The sequence below is a fragment of the Paenibacillus sp. MER 99-2 genome, from assembly GCF_023714095.1.
Taxonomy (GTDB): domain Bacteria; phylum Bacillota; class Bacilli; order Paenibacillales; family Paenibacillaceae; genus Paenibacillus.
Genome location: NZ_JAMAUZ010000005.1, coordinates 248,510 through 265,549 on the forward strand (window position 1 = coordinate 248,510; position 17,040 = coordinate 265,549).

14 protein-coding genes are annotated in these 17,040 nt (G+C 45.8%); 9 read left to right on the plus strand and 5 right to left on the minus strand.

Annotated elements, in window-relative coordinates; genetic code table 11:
• Positions 1-49: 49 nt before the first annotated feature.
• On the minus strand, positions 50-1,081 hold the full coding sequence (locus M3636_RS21240; protein ID WP_251383909.1) for a BMP family lipoprotein: 1,032 nt from the start codon (positions 1,079-1,081) through the stop codon (positions 50-52).
• Between the two features lie 407 nt (positions 1,082-1,488).
• Between M3636_RS21240 and M3636_RS21245 the strand changes: the two genes are divergently transcribed.
• The 5 genes from M3636_RS21245 (at position 1,489) to M3636_RS21265 (ending at position 9,242) form a co-directional block, all read left to right on the plus strand.
• Positions 1,489-3,135, plus strand: coding sequence for an ABC transporter substrate-binding protein (locus M3636_RS21245; RefSeq protein WP_251383910.1), 1,647 nt, complete (start codon positions 1,489-1,491; stop codon positions 3,133-3,135).
• An 83-nt stretch (positions 3,136-3,218) separates the two neighbouring features.
• The gene (locus M3636_RS21250; protein ID WP_483311533.1) at positions 3,219-4,583 is read left to right on the plus strand and encodes a M20/M25/M40 family metallo-hydrolase; all 1,365 of its coding nucleotides are present in this window, start codon (positions 3,219-3,221) and stop codon (positions 4,581-4,583) included.
• Positions 4,584-4,725: 142 nt separating this feature from the next.
• Entirely contained in the window at positions 4,726-6,159 is a 1,434-nt protein-coding gene (locus tag M3636_RS21255) for a hypothetical protein (protein WP_251383912.1), read from the plus strand.
• Between the two features lie 318 nt (positions 6,160-6,477).
• The gene (locus M3636_RS21260; RefSeq protein ID WP_251383913.1) at positions 6,478-7,110 is read left to right on the plus strand and encodes a DUF5317 domain-containing protein; all 633 of its coding nucleotides are present in this window, start codon (positions 6,478-6,480) and stop codon (positions 7,108-7,110) included.
• Between the two features lie 299 nt (positions 7,111-7,409).
• On the plus strand, positions 7,410-9,242 hold the full coding sequence (locus tag M3636_RS21265) for a bifunctional diguanylate cyclase/phosphohydrolase (RefSeq protein WP_251383914.1): 1,833 nt from the start codon (positions 7,410-7,412) through the stop codon (positions 9,240-9,242).
• A 201-nt stretch (positions 9,243-9,443) separates the two neighbouring features.
• Here M3636_RS21265 and M3636_RS21270 read toward each other — a convergent pair whose 3' ends face one another.
• Positions 9,444-9,617 (minus strand): hypothetical protein, encoded by a 174-nt coding sequence (locus M3636_RS21270; protein WP_164848580.1) that lies wholly within the window; start codon positions 9,615-9,617, stop codon positions 9,444-9,446.
• 288 nt (positions 9,618-9,905) lie between these two features.
• On the opposite strand from M3636_RS21270, the gene M3636_RS21275 reads away from it, so the two are divergent.
• The 4 genes from M3636_RS21275 (at position 9,906) to M3636_RS21290 (ending at position 14,631) form a co-directional block, all read left to right on the plus strand.
• A complete protein-coding gene (locus M3636_RS21275; RefSeq protein ID WP_251383915.1) occupies positions 9,906-10,736 on the plus strand; it encodes a sensor histidine kinase in 831 nt (276 codons plus the stop codon).
• A gap of 1 nt (position 10,737) precedes the next feature.
• Complete coding sequence (locus M3636_RS21280) at positions 10,738-11,394, plus strand: response regulator (RefSeq protein ID WP_251383916.1); 657 nt, start codon at positions 10,738-10,740, stop codon at positions 11,392-11,394.
• A 409-nt stretch (positions 11,395-11,803) separates the two neighbouring features.
• Positions 11,804-13,519: a copper resistance CopC/CopD family protein gene (locus tag M3636_RS21285; RefSeq protein WP_251383917.1), complete on the plus strand. Its 1,716-nt coding sequence runs from the start codon at positions 11,804-11,806 to the stop codon at positions 13,517-13,519.
• A 317-nt stretch (positions 13,520-13,836) separates the two neighbouring features.
• Complete coding sequence (locus M3636_RS21290; protein WP_251383918.1) at positions 13,837-14,631, plus strand: YcnI family copper-binding membrane protein; 795 nt, start codon at positions 13,837-13,839, stop codon at positions 14,629-14,631.
• Positions 14,632-14,778: 147 nt separating this feature from the next.
• Here M3636_RS21290 and M3636_RS21295 read toward each other — a convergent pair whose 3' ends face one another.
• The 3 genes from M3636_RS21295 to M3636_RS21305 all read right to left on the minus strand — a co-directional run bounded on the left by M3636_RS21295 (position 14,779) and on the right by M3636_RS21305 (position 16,769).
• Positions 14,779-15,051 (minus strand): hypothetical protein, encoded by a 273-nt coding sequence (locus M3636_RS21295; RefSeq protein ID WP_056703751.1) that lies wholly within the window; start codon positions 15,049-15,051, stop codon positions 14,779-14,781.
• 51 nt (positions 15,052-15,102) lie between these two features.
• Positions 15,103-16,371, minus strand: coding sequence for a Tle-like phospholipase domain-containing protein (locus tag M3636_RS21300; RefSeq protein WP_483311536.1), 1,269 nt, complete (start codon positions 16,369-16,371; stop codon positions 15,103-15,105).
• A 116-nt stretch (positions 16,372-16,487) separates the two neighbouring features.
• Entirely contained in the window at positions 16,488-16,769 is a 282-nt protein-coding gene (locus M3636_RS21305) for a hypothetical protein (protein WP_128099992.1), read from the minus strand.
• Between the last annotated feature and the right edge of the window lie 271 nt (positions 16,770-17,040).

The window sequence follows — 17,040 nt, forward strand, 5'->3', positions numbered from 1 at the left end:
CCTGAACGGGCAGCCGGCTAATTAACACATTCACATAGAACACTGTAGACTATTGTTGCAATGGATCTTTTACAACGATTTTACCGGATACGATATCATCCTTAATTGCTGTAACTTTGTCGATGACCTCTTGTCCAACAAAATCACTTAATGGAGATTCGCTATCACGTGTAACGAATGTCAGACCTACACCGTCTTCTTTCAGACCGTAGTTTACAGCGCCTGCTTTGAAGTTACCTTCTACATAATCCTTCACTGTCTCGTAAGCAACCGTATCCGTTGATTTCAACTGGGACAATACGATGTGCTCTGGATCTTCAACTGTGCGGTCCGTATCTTGTCCAGAAGTGTAGAAGCCTTTTTCCTTAGCAGCCTCGAACACGCCAAGGTCACCTACAGCAGATGCACCAGCGATGAAGTCAGCACCTTTGCCGAATTGCACCAATGCCAATTCTTTTGCTTTTGCCGGGTCATTGAATCCACCAACATAATTTACAAGGAATTCTGCATCCGGGTTAACGGACTCCAGACCTGCTTTGAAACCTTCTGTATATTTCTTAATCAGTGGAACGTCCATTGCAGCGATCATGCCGACTTTATCTGTCTTCGTGGACAATCCAGCAGCTGCACCAAGCAGGTACGCTCCTTCATATTCACGGAAACCAACGCTACGAACGTTAGGCAGATCAACAGTTGTGTCAACAATTGCGAAGGATTTGTTCGGGTTCTCAGCAGCAACCTTTTTCAGTGCATCCTCAGCTTGGAACGTCGCAGTAATAATCAGATCGTAATTTTCAGCAACAGCAGCACGCAGATTTTGCTCGAATGCAGCCGGATCTGTTGATTCGATTGTCTTCGTATCTACTTTGAACTCTTCGCCTGCTTTTTTGAAGCCTTCATCCATCTGTACAAAGAAAGGGTTAACCCCTATTTTTTCGGGAAGTACCAGAGCCATCCGAAGGGATTTCTCGGAATCGCCACCTTGAGCGGATTGTTCGTCTTTGGAAGCCGAAGTTCCACAAGCTGCCAACAAAATAGCCAACATAATGATCGATAAGACGAACGATAAACCTCTTTTCATTTCGAAAATTCCCCTTTTCAAAATTCTTTTTTTATTATCCTAGCGGAAAGTGTCGATCCTTGTCAATAAATCTTTAAGACGTATTATTCAAAAAGTGATTTAAATTTTATATTTCATATAGGTTTTGTCAGAATTATATCGTAATCCTATTTATATGCCAACCATTTTCTCTACCCATTAATAAGCTGAGATTGAGTCATGCAATTACACCAAAACATAGAAGATGGATGTAACTATATGAATTTTCAATAACGATATAGATTGTTTCAATTAAACAACAGGTGAGGAGTACGGTACTATTTAATACCAAGTATATTGATTGAATTAATTATATTATTACAATGACATCATGAGCCAAGGTAACGGATAAACGGCATGTTGACATCTAAAAGGAGAGTGTGGATCTTATGCGTACAAGGAAATGGTGGATTTCAATAATTCTAACATCGGTTTTTGTTCTGTCAGCCTGCTCGAACGGTTCGAGCACAAAGCAGGCAACCCCAGCGAGCAGTTCAACAGAGACAACCGCGGCATCAAGCAGCACGACAGGAAAAGGAGGGGATGCCATATACGCACTCGCTACCTCTCCTGATACGTTAGATCCTGCACGAAGCGGACTTGCTGTTGCTATTCGTGTTTACCGAACCCTCTTCGACAATCTGGTGGTAAAGACGGAAGATGGGACGATCAAGCCTTGGTTAGCAACAGAATGGGAGGAATCGGAGGATCATAAAACATATACGTTAAAACTACGCGAGGGCGTGAAGTTCCATGATGGCACATCCTTCAATGCCGAAGCGGTAAAATTCAGCCTCGATCGAATACTCGATCCCAACACTAAGGCTGGAAATTCAGCAGCATTAATCGTGCCTTATGAAAGCTCTGAAATAATTGATGAGTACACGATCCAATTAAATCTGTCGCAACCTTCGCGCGCTTTCCTCGGCAATTTAAGCCAAGCAGCGCTGAGTATAGTTTCACCAACAGCGGTGGAAAAGTACGGCGACCAGTTCGGGCAGCATCCTGTCGGTACAGGACCGTTCAAGTTCGTGAAATGGGACGAGAATGCACAGGTTCAGGTGGAACGTAATACAGACTATGCTTGGGCTCCCGAAACAGTCGAAAATAAAAGCGCCCCTTATTTAAACACGCTCACGTTTAAAATTTTGCCTGAAGAGGCTACTCGCGTAGGTAGTTTGCAAAGTGGGCAAGTGACTGCCATTGAGACAGTACCACCACAAAATGTGCTGGCGCTGGAGAAGCAGCCTGGCTTCCAACTGCTAAAAGTTAACACACCTGGTCTTCCGTATACGTTGTTCATCAATCAGAACAAAGAACCGTGGAATGAATTGAAGGCCAGACAAGGGTTGCAATACGGTATTGATGTTAGTTCAATCGTCAAAACACTCTATCTGGGCACGTACGAGCAAGCCTGGTCAGCTTTAACGCCTTCCATACTGGGATATGATGCTTCTCTGGAGAACGTAATCCAGCCGAATCAGGCAAAAGCAGCGCAATTACTCGATGAACTTGGTTGGGAAGTTGGAACGGACGGCATTCGAGAAAAAAATGGGCAGAAGCTTACTCTGCATTATGTAGACGGATCTCCTAATCGGGAAAAGCGAAATGACATTGCTGCAATGATCCAACAACAACTCAAAAAAATAGGTGTACAGGTTAACGTGGAAATTACGCAGGACGTCGGTACCATTGTGTTTACGAATGGGGACTATGACATCTACGGTAACAGTCAGGTTAAGGATGATCCACATGCCTTACTTCCCTTCTACCACACAGCTGCTCCAGGGGCTAGAGCAACACTGTCCAATCTTTCCAGTCCTGAGGTCGATGAATGGTTGGAACAAGGTGCCATTGAATTTGACGATACGAAGCGTGCTGAGATATATGGCAAGGTGTTGAGATACATCCAGGACAACGCAATTATCATTCCGATATATATTTTCCCATACGTTGTTGGAGCCAGCGATACATTAAAAGGATTAAAATTTGATTATTTGGCATACCCAATTTTCAATGATGTCTATGTCCAGTAAAACATTCTTGGTCTGAAGAATACAGCGACCGTTATATGAATCTACCGACATGAACGAGGCGCAATTCGCCTTACACAGAAAGGATGAGAAGTTTGGTCAACAATGTGGATTCATTTATTTCCCAGAATGAAGAACTGTACCTGGAACGATTGTTCAGGCTGTTGCGGCAGCCTAGCATCAGCACGCAAAATATCGGTATGGCGGAATGTGCTTCTCTGGTACAAGAACTGTTCTCCGATTACGGTATCAAGAATCGTCTTTATGAAACTGAAGGCCATCCCATTATTTATGGAGAGTGGCTGCATCCGGATAATGAAACAACTGTGCTTATCTATGGTCATTATGATGTTCAGCCTCCTGATCCGCTGGAGGAATGGCAGAGTGACCCTTTTGAGCCAGAAATTCGAAACGGCCGTATCTATGCAAGAGGAGCCGGCGATAACAAGGGCCAATTTGTTGCGAGCATACTAGGGGTCAAGGCTTACCTGGATATCCATGGACGACTGCCCGTGAACGTCAAATGGATCATTGAAGGTGAGGAAGAAGCCGGAAGCCGTCACCTGGCGGCTTTTGTGGAGCAGCAGCGTGAGCTTTTGCAGACAGATCTGGTCTATACAACAGATGGTTCTTCCCATGAGTCGGGAGCTCAGTCGATCCTGCTCGGCGTTCGAGGTGCCTTGGGCGTAGAACTGGTGGCTCAAGAAGCGAGATGGGACAATCATTCTGGCAATCTCGGCAACATCGTGCCCAATCCCGTATGGCGTTTAACCGAGTTACTGCACACGATGCGCAAGGGAGATCAGGTGACGATTGAAGGATTTTACGATGGCGTGAAACCACCAACACCACATGAAGAGCAAATCCTGCGTGACATCCCTTTTGATCTGGAAGGGGTTCGACGCAAGAGTGGTTACGATGCGCTTGAGATCGATAGCGATACGTATCATCGTAAGCTGATGTTTGAACCAACGCTTAATGTGTCTGGATTGTTTAGCGGTCATACAGGTAAAGGGGGGAGGTCTATCATTCCAGCACGTGCCACAGCCCGATTGGATATTCGACTTGTTGCTGGACAAGACCCGGATCAGGTATTCGAAGCACTCGCCAACCATGTACAAAAACACGACGCGAGCATTACGCTGACGCGTAAAGGTGCAGTCCCGGCCTCAAGAACACCCGCAGATCATCCGGCTGTACTTGCCATTGCTGAGGCTATTGAGCAATCCTCAGGACAACGCCCTGTTATTCAACCCAGCCTGGGAGGTACGCTGCCAGACTATGTATGGACCCAGATTTTGAATGTGCCTTCCATTATTGTTCCCTATGCAAATTACGACCAAAACAACCACGGCCCTAACGAAAATTTGGAGATCAGTTACTTTTTCAGGGCAATACGCAGTACTTATTATGTGCTGGATAAACTGTCTCACGTGACTTTCAAGACATAATAAACATTTTTATTATTGACAATCAGAGATGCCCCATGCTAGAGTCAATCCAACTTATTCGTTTTATTTATTCACATAGGATTTGTCGGATTTATTTAATGATCTACTCTACTTACCACCCATTTTTAAGGAGGCTATTCATTTGAAGAAAATCACCCAGATCACACTTGCGGCTTTGCTTGCTGCTCCGGTCACACTTGGCAGCCTTAGCTTGCCTTCTTACGCTTCTGCAGCATCTGCAGCTCCTGCTTCTGCCCCATCGGTGTCCGTTAAAGGACCAGTAGCTCAAGCACCAACAGTTTATACAGAGAGTGCAGCAGACTATGCACAGTTCCTGCAAGCGAAATACAATGTGAAATTGCCGCAGCAGCCTACCAAAGGCGACTTCATCCAGGCTATTGCAGCCATTATTGAAGCTGATGCAGCTAGCGCGAGCACAGATGAAGCAAGTGAAGTTAAGGCTCCTGCCTTCACCGATCTGAAATCGGGTGATTCTGCTTATGATGCAGCCGTTTCCTTATACAATAGCGGCGTTATTACAGGCACAGAAGTTCGTGCCAACGACAAGCTCAGCACCTATGCTGCCGTATTTATCGCAGTAAAAGCAGCAGGCTTCAAAGAGCTGGCTTACACGTATCCTGAAGCAAAAACAGCGAAAGCGCTGGCTAAGCTTGGAATCGGCGCTGGACGTGTTCAAGGTCTTGCTGCACAAGAGTTGGCTGCTGCCGTTGATACCGGCTTGATTCCAGAGAGTCTATATCCCGCCCTCCGCAAAGGTGGCATAGCGACTACTGATTTTGCTAACATCCTACTTGGTCGCGTGTTGTCTAGCCAAGGAAATTACAAAAACGAAATTGGACGTTCAGGCGATGCAGACATCTATTCCAAATTGTACGCAGCTTATCGCACAGCTGATCTCATTGAAGCACCTGAGCTGAGAGAGATTGTGGATCAGGCATTGCGTAATGATCTGGTGACAGGTTATAACCTGAAAGACACTCGTTTTGATTCCAACTTTATCGATGAACTGACGCTAACTTATGGTCATTCTGATATTCAACATGCCGTACAGTTGATTGGTCTTCTGCGCAGTGAAGGCATCCAGGCCGATGTGCAGTTCCAACCGAAGACTTCTGCCTTCATCTACCTCAAAGAGTGGGGCGAGCCTACAGAGACGCCAGATTACAAAGTTACACAGATCGAAAATGGCAATTATATCGCCTATTCCAAAGAGTACGATATTCAGTTCGAGTTCAATACTACGGCGGACAAAGCACGCTTCAATGATATTATTCTGAAGTATGCGAAGAAGAGCACGGGCAATACGTCGAACCTGATTCACGCTTCATGGTGGCAGCCGCTTTACTACTCCGCTACTGCTATTGATGGGTATCCGGTGATTGCCAATACCAAAATCTCGCTCGGTCATTACTATGCACAGTCCTTCTCTCTTAAAGAGAAAGCAAAAGATATTCAAGACGGCTTCCGCAAGCTTGCTCCAGACACAGATATCACAAGTTATACGTTCTGGGTGGATCAACCATTCCTTAACTACTTGAACGGCGAATCCGAGTAATTTTTGATATACGCACTCATGCAATAAACGTCATCTTTTGACTTACAAAATAACCGTTTTTACGAAACCTTATGGCACTTGACCCTTCGGTTTGTAAAGACGGTTTTTTCTTTATTTCTACAAATACATTGTGAAATCAAGCCTCATTTAGACACGCAGGAACAGCACTCTATAAGGAATTTAGCCATCCAAATTCACCTAATAAAATTTCTTTGTCGAGCCTATTTTTCTTGCAGGAATTACCAATATAAGGTCGAATATCTTAGGTACACAAATACGCATTGATCTTACATATTTCTGCATGAACAGGAGTTAATCATGGTATATGACGGCATTATAATCGGCCTGATCATTGGACTATTTCGGGGCGGGATTCGCAATGGCCTCCACCAGTTCTCAGCACTCAAGCTGCGAGGTGGTTGGATTTTTCCAATGCTACTGCTTGCTCAATTCGCGATCTTCTTTGTACAGGAGAAGTGGGATTGGGTTGCGTCCATTAACGGTTACCTATTTGCGCTAATTTACATCACAGGCCTTGCCTTTCTATGGTTGAACCGAAATCATACCGGTTTTACCCTGATCTGGATTGGTGTATTTCTCAATTTTGTCGTTATGGCAGTGAATGGCGGGCGCATGCCGGTATCGGTGGAGGCGTCTAGTGTGCTTGGCCCTTATTATGTCGATATGCTGCTTCAAGGTGGAGCCATTTCGAAACATCATATGATGGATGCCTCAACACATCTGGCCTTCCTAGGCGATATCATTCCACTCTCCAGCCCTTATCCACGTACGCAGGTCATTAGCATCGGGGATGTGGTTATGAACATCGGCATATTCCTGTTTATCCAGAGCATGATGGTTCCACGCAATCGCAAGTCTGCATCTATTTCAGCATCAGTGAAGACTGATGAACTGAATTTAGACTCCAAGGAAGGGAGGTCTTTTCCATGAAAAAATTCGAAGGCATTAAATATTCCCGCCTTGTCATCAACGCCATTATCGTTGCTTCGGTCGTTGTTGCACTGACTTCGGGATACAAGTTGGGAGGCTAGTCCCCCACCAGCGTTGACGAAACAGGCTGCCTGCGGCCTGTTTTTTCTTTCTGGATTTTTGGCAAGCAACTTGTTATGTTATACATCGATATAGTATAAGATGATATTAATCTTTCACACCAAGAGCAGACTAAACCAGGATGTGTCTTAGAACTCCTTAAGTGAGATTCAGGACAAGTCCTAACCAGGAGATTATTTATGAACTTTATTCGTAACCTTATCCATAAAGCAGACCGAAGCCTTATCTATGTAATTTTGCTGAGTTGCACAGGCATCGGAGTTTTTCTCTACATGAATAAGTGGTCTTATCTTAGCTTGTCCACCGATGGATGGGTCATGGTATATACCATGTTGGGAGCAGCATTGATTCTGGATTATTTCACGTTTCAGATTCCCCCCAAGGGCAATCAGCAATCGATGGACTCTTCTGTGTATCTTGCCTGCATCTTCATGTTTGGCGGGGCGTTCAGCCTATCCGTGTTACTGCCCGTTTCCCTCATCCTCTTGATCAAGGAGCGCAACTTAACCTGGTGGAAGCACATCGTCAATTTCAGCATATATACCTTAATGATTGCTGGAGCCTCCTCCATATTCCAAGGGACAGGTGGACAGCCCGGACAGATCAATGGGTATAATCTATTGCCTTATTTTGCAGCACTTGCCGCCTACTTCATCATCAATACGATGACACTGGGACTGTTCTTTCATTTTTCCACGAAAAATGCATTACAACAGATGAAGCGTGCATTCGTAACCGAATCGCTTCTGGTTTACCTCTGTACGCTGATTCTAGCGCTCGTTCTGACCATTCTCGTTGTTCACAATGGCGTACTGGGATTGATTCTGTACCTGAGTCTGAGCATTCTGCTATCACACGCATTCAAGCAACTGTTTGTGATGTATCAGAGCATCGAGGAGAAAGCCAATACGGATCAACGCACCAAGCTGTTTAATCACAGTTATTTTGAGACGATGCTAGAAAATGAACTGAGCGAAGCTCGCAGACAAGGAACTCCGCTGTCGCTAGGTCTCATCGATATTGATGATTTCAAAAAATATAATGACCGTTTCGGTCACTTACAAGGCGACAGCCTGCTCGCTTTTTTCGGTGAATTTCTAATTCAACGGACGGAGAACACAACCGTTACTGCTTTTCGGTACGGTGGCGAAGAATTCACCTTGCTCATGCCAGGTATGGAGCTGGACGAGGCGTATACGTTTATGAATAAGCTCCGCAAACAGCTAAACGATACACCGTTTGAAGGTGTCGAGGTATTCCCTCATGGTTGCCTTTCGTTCTCAGCAGGTGTTGCTCCTTATCAGGTTGATATGTACAACAAGTCCCAGCTTGTCGACCAAGCGGATAAAGCACTCTATTATGCCAAAAAGCAAGGGAAAAACAATGTGCATCGCCATGGTATTAACGAAGGTATGGAGCATGAGATCGATCTCGTACAGGATGTACGTGATATTGAGCAGCAGCTGAATCTTTTCAGATACAAGGATATCGATACTTTCAAGCATTCGAAGAGAGTGTACAAATACGCTTTGGACATGAGTGAAGTACTGGAGCTGGACAATGCGGAGAAACGCCTTTTTGTGCTGGGAGCACTGATTCACGATATTGGTAAGCTGGAGATTCCGTGGTCTATTCTGAACAAGAAGGACACGCTCACGTGTGAAGAATGGGAAACCATCAAGGGACATGTCACTTGGGGCAAAAAAATGGTGATGACAAACGAACGCTTCAACGATCTCATCCCTTATATCGAATTGCATCACGAGCGCTATGATGGACAAGGATATCCGTATGGGTTAAAAGGGAAAGAGATCCCTCGTTTATGTCGTATGCTCACGGTTATTGATTCATTTGACGCGATGACTACAGAGCGGCCATATCAAAATACGAAAAACTTACTTGAAGCGATCAACGAACTGCGTCGCTGCTCAGGCTCACAATTCGATCCGGACCTTGCGGAGTTATTCATCCGTTATATTGAGAAGCGTAACAAGCAACAACCGCTGTTCTAACATGCTGAGGACAAGAGCAGACTTGTCCCTACAACGCCAAAGCGCTATCCCCGATCTAATCGGAGATAGCGCCATTTTCATTTTCGTCAGGGGATGAATCGTACATTAGTCTGCTTGATAGGAATGCAATTGCAGATGCTACGTTGTACGAATTCTACGGATCACGTTACCGAAATTGAATTGAATAGAATTGTACGGAAACTACTCCGTACGGGCGTTATTCAGCTCATGTGAAGTCTGATGCAGCTCTTTGATCATCTGCTGCAAAAACATGTTATCCTGGCGACTGATCCCGTGCTGATTGTCTTGAACGAGCATTTGGTGAATGTTCTTCTTGAGCAACTCACTGCGACGTTCCAATACCTCTTGATTCATGTTGATGCTTCCACTCCTTAACATGGTTTGTCATGAATTAACGTTCTTTATTAAGTATAGAGGACCTTCGCCATTAGGGAAAACAGACACAGACCTGCTCACCCCTTCACATCCATGCTCACATCCCCTGACAGTATTTCAACACATGTTGTTCTTAGATATCCTTCTATATCCTCCCACATCCACCCCAAAATCCTCTGAACCTTGGAGACTATGGTCTTAAGACAAGCTTGCGTTATACTGTAGTCAGACGATGTTCCAGTTATGATAAAGGAGTTAACTAATTTCATGTCCTATAAACAAATTAAATGGATGATCCTGTTGATTCCTACAATCACCGTCGGGATCTGGGAATACATACGCCATCAGTTTCTCATGCCCTATCTTTCGATGGATGCAGGGAACTGGCTTACGCCCCTTATTGTCTATCTCGTCAGTGTGACCTTGCTCAGTCGATTGTTTCTCATGCTTGAAAGTGCCAGGGCTGCTCTGGAGCAGGAACGCGCCTCTAAGGCCGCGCTTGAAGCACGAGATCAGTTGGCTCGCGAGCTCCATGATGGGATTGCGCAATCTCTCTTCCTTCTATCTGTGAAGACAGACAAAGCCGAACGAAGTCTTGCAGGCAGCGGCCATGAACAAGACATTCAGGAGATTCGCAAAACGGTACATGAGGTCAACGCCTACGTCAGACAAGCGATTGCTCAGCTACGACATGTGCCTGCCCGAGATGCCGCTCCGGAAGGTATCGCCCTACGAGGGCAGGTCGAAACACTCGTTCGAGATACTGTACCGACAGCTCAGGTTAGGTGGGAGCTGGATGATTCTTTTTTTACACCGAAAGAACAAGTGGAGTTGATCGCCTGCATCCGGGAGGCACTTATGAATGTACGCAAACATGCTCAAGCTACTAAGGTTGAGGTTCAGGCAGCCGGAGATTCGAGGCAGTGGCATGTACATATTCAGGATAATGGCAAGGGCTTTGGTGGAGACCCGTTACATCTCAAGGATCGATATGGTCTGCGCATTACGAAGGAACGTGCCGTTCAGATGGGCTGGTTCCTGACGCTGGATTCGGAGCCGGGGTGTACTCGGATATCGATTGGAAAGGAGCATATCTAACATGGAACATGTACGTGTGTTGGTGGTTGATGATCATGCCCATGCGCGTGAAGCGATCTGCAGTATATTGGCGGAAGATACATTATTCGAAGTCATCGGCACGGCATCGAATGGACAGGAAGCCTTAGAACTGACGGAGCAGTGGATGCCTGATTTAATTCTCATGGATGTACAGATGCCTGATATGGATGGGCTGGAAGCCACACGTCTGATTAAGATGCGTTACCCTTATGTCATTATCGTTATGGTTACCGTGTCGGATGATGTAACCTATCTATTCGAAGCGCTCAAACAAGGGGCTCAAGGGTATTTGCTGAAGAATCTATCTCCTTCTACCTGGCTTGAATACTTGCGTGCCATCGTCTCCGATGATGCACCACTGAGCAGAGAGCTCGCCTACCGTATCCTTCAGGAATTCCCTGCTCCTCGTAGCGAAGATGTTCCGGATAACCCTCTTACCGCAAGGGAACTTGAGATTCTGCAATGGGTGTCTGCTGGATACACGAATCGGGAGATTGCTGATCAGCTTGGCATTTCGGAACAGACCGTGAAGAATCATCTGAAGAACATTTTACAGAAGCTGCAATTGGAGAATCGTGTTCAATTGACCCGTTATGCGTTAGAGAGCGGGATTGCAGGAAGAAAACCTCGCAAATAATCTGCAAACAAGAACGAAGGTGCATTCATGCTTTTGTCACAATTATGCGGATTAAATCATTTTTTTATAGCCCTATGTAGTCATACGCCATCATTTTGGACAAAGTTATAATGGTATAGATTGTTGTCGGATCAACAAAAGTGCGTGTTCAAAAAGAGCGGTTTTCAGTACCAAGAAGGTGGGATGAAGATAGAAATGGAGTAGCGGAGCGTAGGCAAAACTACGTGAGCAACTACATTGTTTCCGAAGGAAACAAACTTCGTAAGCCTCGACTTATTTCGGCTGAATCCCAGATTCGACGCTGAGATGCCACTCGCGCATCCTTCGTAATCAAAAGCGGACTTTTTGAACAACCTCTAAAAGAACTACAATAGGGACTACAATTCTATAACCTGAGGGTGATGATTTTTTGAGTTTAGTAAGCTTTACCCTGAAACGAAGCAAACGGCATTGGGCCATCATGGTTGCCCTGATGTTGATCTGCTGTCTTGTTATGCCGCAATGGGCGTCTGCTCATGCCTATATTGTTAAGGCTTCCCCGGCAGAGAATGAACTGTTAGTTACTGCTCCAGAGCTTCTGTCTTTGGAGTTTAACGAATCCTTGCAAACTGCCTTTTTTGATATCAAAATAACCGCGCCTGACGGGACGAGAGCCGATGACGGAAATGTACAGATCGATGCTGCACGTCCACATATTATGGAGACAGGTCTGCGCAGTGGATTAGGGAATGGCACGTATGCCGTCAACTGGAAAGCCGTCTCTGCGGATGGTCACCCCATCCAGGGTGCCTATGTGTTCCACATCGGAGAACCTTCCGGAGCACCTGCAGGACTGGCAGACCTTACTTCTGGTGCGGGTGAAGGTAGCGGGCCGATCAAGTGGATTTTATCCCTAACAGATTGGATTCAATATCTTGGCTTGTCTGTGATTCTGGGCACACTCGCCTTTCTACTGTTCCGCATCATGCCAACATCTATGGCAAGGGAGCCCCTGGATGTTCCGGGAAGCCACAAACTTCTGTGGATCAGTTACGGCGCAACTTCACTTGCGGCAATGCTTAGCCTGCCACTAAGTACATTATACGAATCTGGTGTATCCCTGAGCGAATTGAGCTGGGCACTGATCGGAAGTGCGCTTAAGCTTACATCCTTTGGCTTGATCTGGATCGTACAGATGCTTATCATCATGCTGCTGGCAGTGACCATTCTCTCTGGCTATGATCGAGACCGATCCATGCGAACCCGCATCTGGTCTTCGTACGGCTCCCTGCTTCTCGTGCTTGGCTGGTTGTTTACGCACGCAATGACGGGTCATCCTGCAGCTGCGGAACAACGGGTACTTGCGATTACCATGGATTATGTACACCTGATTGGGGCTGCGTTCTGGATTGGCGCCTTGACCGCCATGGCGATCTGCCTGCCGCCACTCACGGATCAGCTGCCTCGGAAACTACGAGCAGATGTCTACTGGACAGCTATTCGCCGCTTTACTGCTTGGGGCGTTGGTGCTGTTGCACTCTTGGTCGCTACGGGGATATATAGCAGCCTTATTATTCTACCGGCACCTATACTTACGTCGTTGTTCACTACAGGATATGGTCTTGTTCTGATTGCCAAAGTTGTATTGCTCATTGTCATGCTCGCCTTCGCTTGGCGTCATGCTCGACTCGCTCGCTCAAGCAGTGGCGATAGACTCGCCGGCAGTCTCAAAGCCGAACTTGCTGCAGGAGCAATTGTTCTTGCCCTGGCTGCTGTGTTAACTCACCTATCTCCTGGACAACCTGCACCGGTTGGTCCATTCAACGAAGTACAGACCACCGATGATGGCACAACCATTTCACTTCAGGTGAGTCCGAATGTGACTGGGGAGAACGTCTTCGAGATTGGTGTTAAGCGTGCAGATGGCAGTGTCGTTAATGACCTGGAGCAAGTCACTTTATCACTGACGCACCTGGATATGGACATGGGTATATATGAAATTACCATTCCGAAAAACGACACCGGCGTCTACAAGGCTGAAGATTATATCTCTATGCCAGGACGTTGGAATATCAAGGTGCATCTGCTTACACGCAGCCTGGATGCGCTGGATGTAGAGTTTGAAATCGACACCGCTAGTCCATAGTATATTAACGACATCACATTGATTCGTAGCTCACTCTTAAAATTAAGTTTGGGTGTAATGCAAAAAGTAGTGAAGAGGACGAAATCGATTCTGGAGAAGCAAAGCGCTCGCCTGAAAGCTTTCTGCAAGAAAGCTACATCGAAAGCATACGCTTATTCCCGGATTTTCACTTATAAATTGGAATCCAAAAAATCCGGGAATAACAGCGATCGTAAGAACGATTCGTACGCGGAACGGCCTCTTAGCACAACACCAGCACTTATTTTTTGAAATGAGACTGAAGCATATATGATAAGAACTGAGAGGGGTAATTTATTTTGAAGAAAACATCATGGACTTCCAAGCTTATATCTACTGTATCCGCAAGTGCTGTAGCACTTATGGTATTTGCCGGGTTCGCTAGCGCACACGTTACTGTGAATCCAACGGTAGCACAGACAAGTGCATGGCAGACGTATACGATTAAGATTCCTTCCGAAAAAGAACTGCCAACAACCAAAATCACGCTTAAAGTTCCGGAAGGCGTGGCTTTCAAACAATACCAACCACTCGCAGGCTGGAAGATTTCCACTGAGAAGAACGACTCCAATGAAGTTACTTCGATTACATGGGAAGTCGATGGAGATAACGAAGGAATTCTGGCTGGACAATTCCAACAGTTCAACTTTGTCGCTCAAAATCCGCAAGCCGAAACTGAAGTAGCTTGGGATGCTTTCCAGTACTATAGCGATGGTAGCATCGTAGAGTGGACAGGTGAACCGAGCGACAGCACGCCGCACAGCATTACAACTATCAGTGAAGACCCGGCAGCAGCAGGTAATGCCGCAGCGGGTGGAGATCACCATAGCAGCGCAGCGACTGGTAACGAGGGACACGATGATACTTCTACTGAGGCGGGTGCTGGTGACACTAACGCTACTGGTGATACCCAAGCTGACGACGATACAACATTAGGAGATGCTCTGACAGACACAGTGACAGGCGAACCTAACAATACAGATTCAGACCCAGGCACACTCAAGCTGCAACAGGCGACATTGATTGTATCCATTCTGGCATTGATCATGTCATTCCTGGGAATCGCTCTCGCAACACGCCGCAAAAAACGCTAATTTAGATCGTTCAAACAGTCCGCTTCACATAGTACTATGCACGCTGAGAGTAGCACAATTAAGCGGAGCATACGAAGATAAACGCAAAGGAACCGTTGACTTGGGGATATTCTCCACATGCCAACGGTTCCTTTTTTTTTACACACCTTAGCGTTCCTGATCCGTCTGAATCATAATCTCGATGTATTGAATCAGGGTTCTCTTCTGTTGCTCAATCGAATGAATCCGTGAGGATAGACCTGCAAAGAACGCCTCAATCTGCTCTCGTGTATAGTCTGCCGATTGTCCTTTCCAATCGTTAAGACGCGCGTACAGCGCTCTCGCCTCTTGCTCGTCAGCTTGCAGACGGACAAGCAGCTGCGAAAGTTCTTTTTCCGCAATTCGCAGGTCATTCAATTCCACCAGCAATTGTCCGCTCACTTATGTTCACCTCTCCTATGTAAATTTCAAGGTTTGGCGGATTCGCCTGTCCTAGTTAAAACTCACCTGAGTCTGATCCGCTTGCCTGAAGGCATCTGCCTTCTCATCAATAAAGTTCAGGAACTGGCTCGTATGCTTCATATGCCATGTGCTGAGTTCATTGATCGATGCATCGAGCTGCGTAACAATGGGTTCGAGCCTACGACTACGGCTAGAATGCAAATACTGTGCCATTCGATGTCTGATCTGATTCAGCTCCGAATTGCACTGCTGCGCGTTCTGCTTCCAGCGGCTTGCTACGCTTTTTAGTTCTTCCGGCGTTACCTGAATCAACCCGGAAGCCGCTACCGCTCCTGCCATACCTTTGGCGAGACCGCTTGCCTGAACACCTAAATTACGCATAAATCCGGCGAGATCGGTCAACACGTTGGAAGGCTGGCGCGGGGAGTAATTGATTTTTTCTCCAGTAACAGGATCATATAAATCGTTAGAAACATATCCGTTCCCATCGAATTTGTATCGATCAAGCTCGTGATAATTTTCTCCGCCAAACGTATTGTCGATCTTCTCCTTTATGTCTCCAAATCCAAAAAAACTACCCTTATTCATGTCTTTATAGTTGGAATCGATATAGTACGTTGAACCAACATGGCGATCATATCCATCGAAGAAACCACTCGCCACAAAATCACCGGGATGAGCGTAGTTCGTAACCTGCCCATCAAACCCACCCTCTTCAGCTTTACGTTTCATCTCTGGTGTGAGGCTGGAGATGACGGACGGTGCGCTAAAAGTGACCGCTGGTAATCCTGTGTAGGCGGCCGCATACTGGGCATTACCGCCTCCGAGGGAGTGTCCTGTTAATGAGAAATTCAGATCCTTATGCTTATTTTGCATATCCTTCGCATAATCTTCTGCTTCATACATTTGATTGGGCTGAACACTCAAATGTTTATCTACAAATTTATCAACATTGCCCTTGGCATTCTCTAAATAGGTTACTCCGGTAACATCCTTCACTTTCTGCACGGTTCCCGTCACCCAATCCGGTGTAAAGTCTGTCTTCTGCTCCCATTTTCTCCCGAGCTCTGGCAAACCGATCTGTGCATCGGCAAATAAGTCAGGCCCTTTGCGGCCCCATCCAGCACTTCCCTCTGTACCGCGGTACGCAATAACCGCCTCGCTTGTCTCGGGGTTATAGAAGGTTACCGCATCAAAGCCAGAATAACCGTTGCCATGTGTGTCCTCAAGAACCTTCCATCCAGGGAGTGTATCATATTCATCCCCGGCTTCCAGATCCTCATAAGCAAGCCTCGACATCTCTTTGTACGTTTCATCATCTATTTTACTCAACTACGCTCTCCTCCTAATTTAAGAAGTCGTTATATTTCTGTCCTCTCCGTTTTCATGTAAATGTTTAGTTCAATTTATATAACTCACTTTTTGAACGGGTCATAGCCTTTATCTAACAACAGCTTCTTAAACTCTTCACTCATTCCCATACTCGTTACTTCTTTTCTCTCGTAATTCACATACAGATTGAATCGTTGCTCTTCATGATCAACGACGTGGCCTTTCAGTGATATTTCAGCAACCGCTATGCTTGGAAGTTTCTTCTCGCTAGTGACGATAACATCAAGATCATATTTTTCCTTCATATGCTGGATAGCAATGTTCTCTGCTTCCTGTAACAAAGCCTCGTCTTCATTTTTATTCATGCTCTGACAGCCTCCTAAAATAAATGCAGATAGTATAATTAAACAGAATAAACACACATATTTTTGCATTGGTTTCACATGGGTCACCTTCTTCGCATTGTTTTCATGTCCTACATCCATCCTATGAAAAAGGAACATATCCTTGGTTTATAATAGTGACTCTTCTTCTGTTATCTGCATCATAGTACAAAATCAACATCAGCCACATCGGCTAGCAGAATCGTTTTTATGTAACTTTATTCCTAAATGATTCAAAGGTGCATCCCGGTGT

Coding starts and splice junctions, on each gene's coding strand:
- M3636_RS21240 (WP_251383909.1), bottom strand. CDS start 1,081: ATGAAAAGAGGTTTATCGTTCGTCTTATCGATCATTATGTTGGCTATT.
- M3636_RS21245 (WP_251383910.1), top strand. CDS start 1,489: ATGCGTACAAGGAAATGGTGGATTTCAATAATTCTAACATCGGTTTTT.
- M3636_RS21250 (WP_483311533.1), top strand. CDS start 3,219: ATGAGAAGTTTGGTCAACAATGTGGATTCATTTATTTCCCAGAATGAA.
- M3636_RS21260 (WP_251383913.1), top strand. CDS start 6,478: ATGGTATATGACGGCATTATAATCGGCCTGATCATTGGACTATTTCGG.
- M3636_RS21265 (WP_251383914.1), top strand. CDS start 7,410: ATGAACTTTATTCGTAACCTTATCCATAAAGCAGACCGAAGCCTTATC.
- M3636_RS21270 (WP_164848580.1), bottom strand. CDS start 9,617: ATGAATCAAGAGGTATTGGAACGTCGCAGTGAGTTGCTCAAGAAGAAC.
- M3636_RS21275 (WP_251383915.1), top strand. CDS start 9,906: ATGTCCTATAAACAAATTAAATGGATGATCCTGTTGATTCCTACAATC.
- M3636_RS21280 (WP_251383916.1), top strand. CDS start 10,738: ATGGAACATGTACGTGTGTTGGTGGTTGATGATCATGCCCATGCGCGT.
- M3636_RS21300 (WP_483311536.1), bottom strand. CDS start 16,371: ATGTCGAGGCTTGCTTATGAGGATCTGGAAGCCGGGGATGAATATGAT.
- M3636_RS21305 (WP_128099992.1), bottom strand. CDS start 16,769: ATGAATAAAAATGAAGACGAGGCTTTGTTACAGGAAGCAGAGAACATT.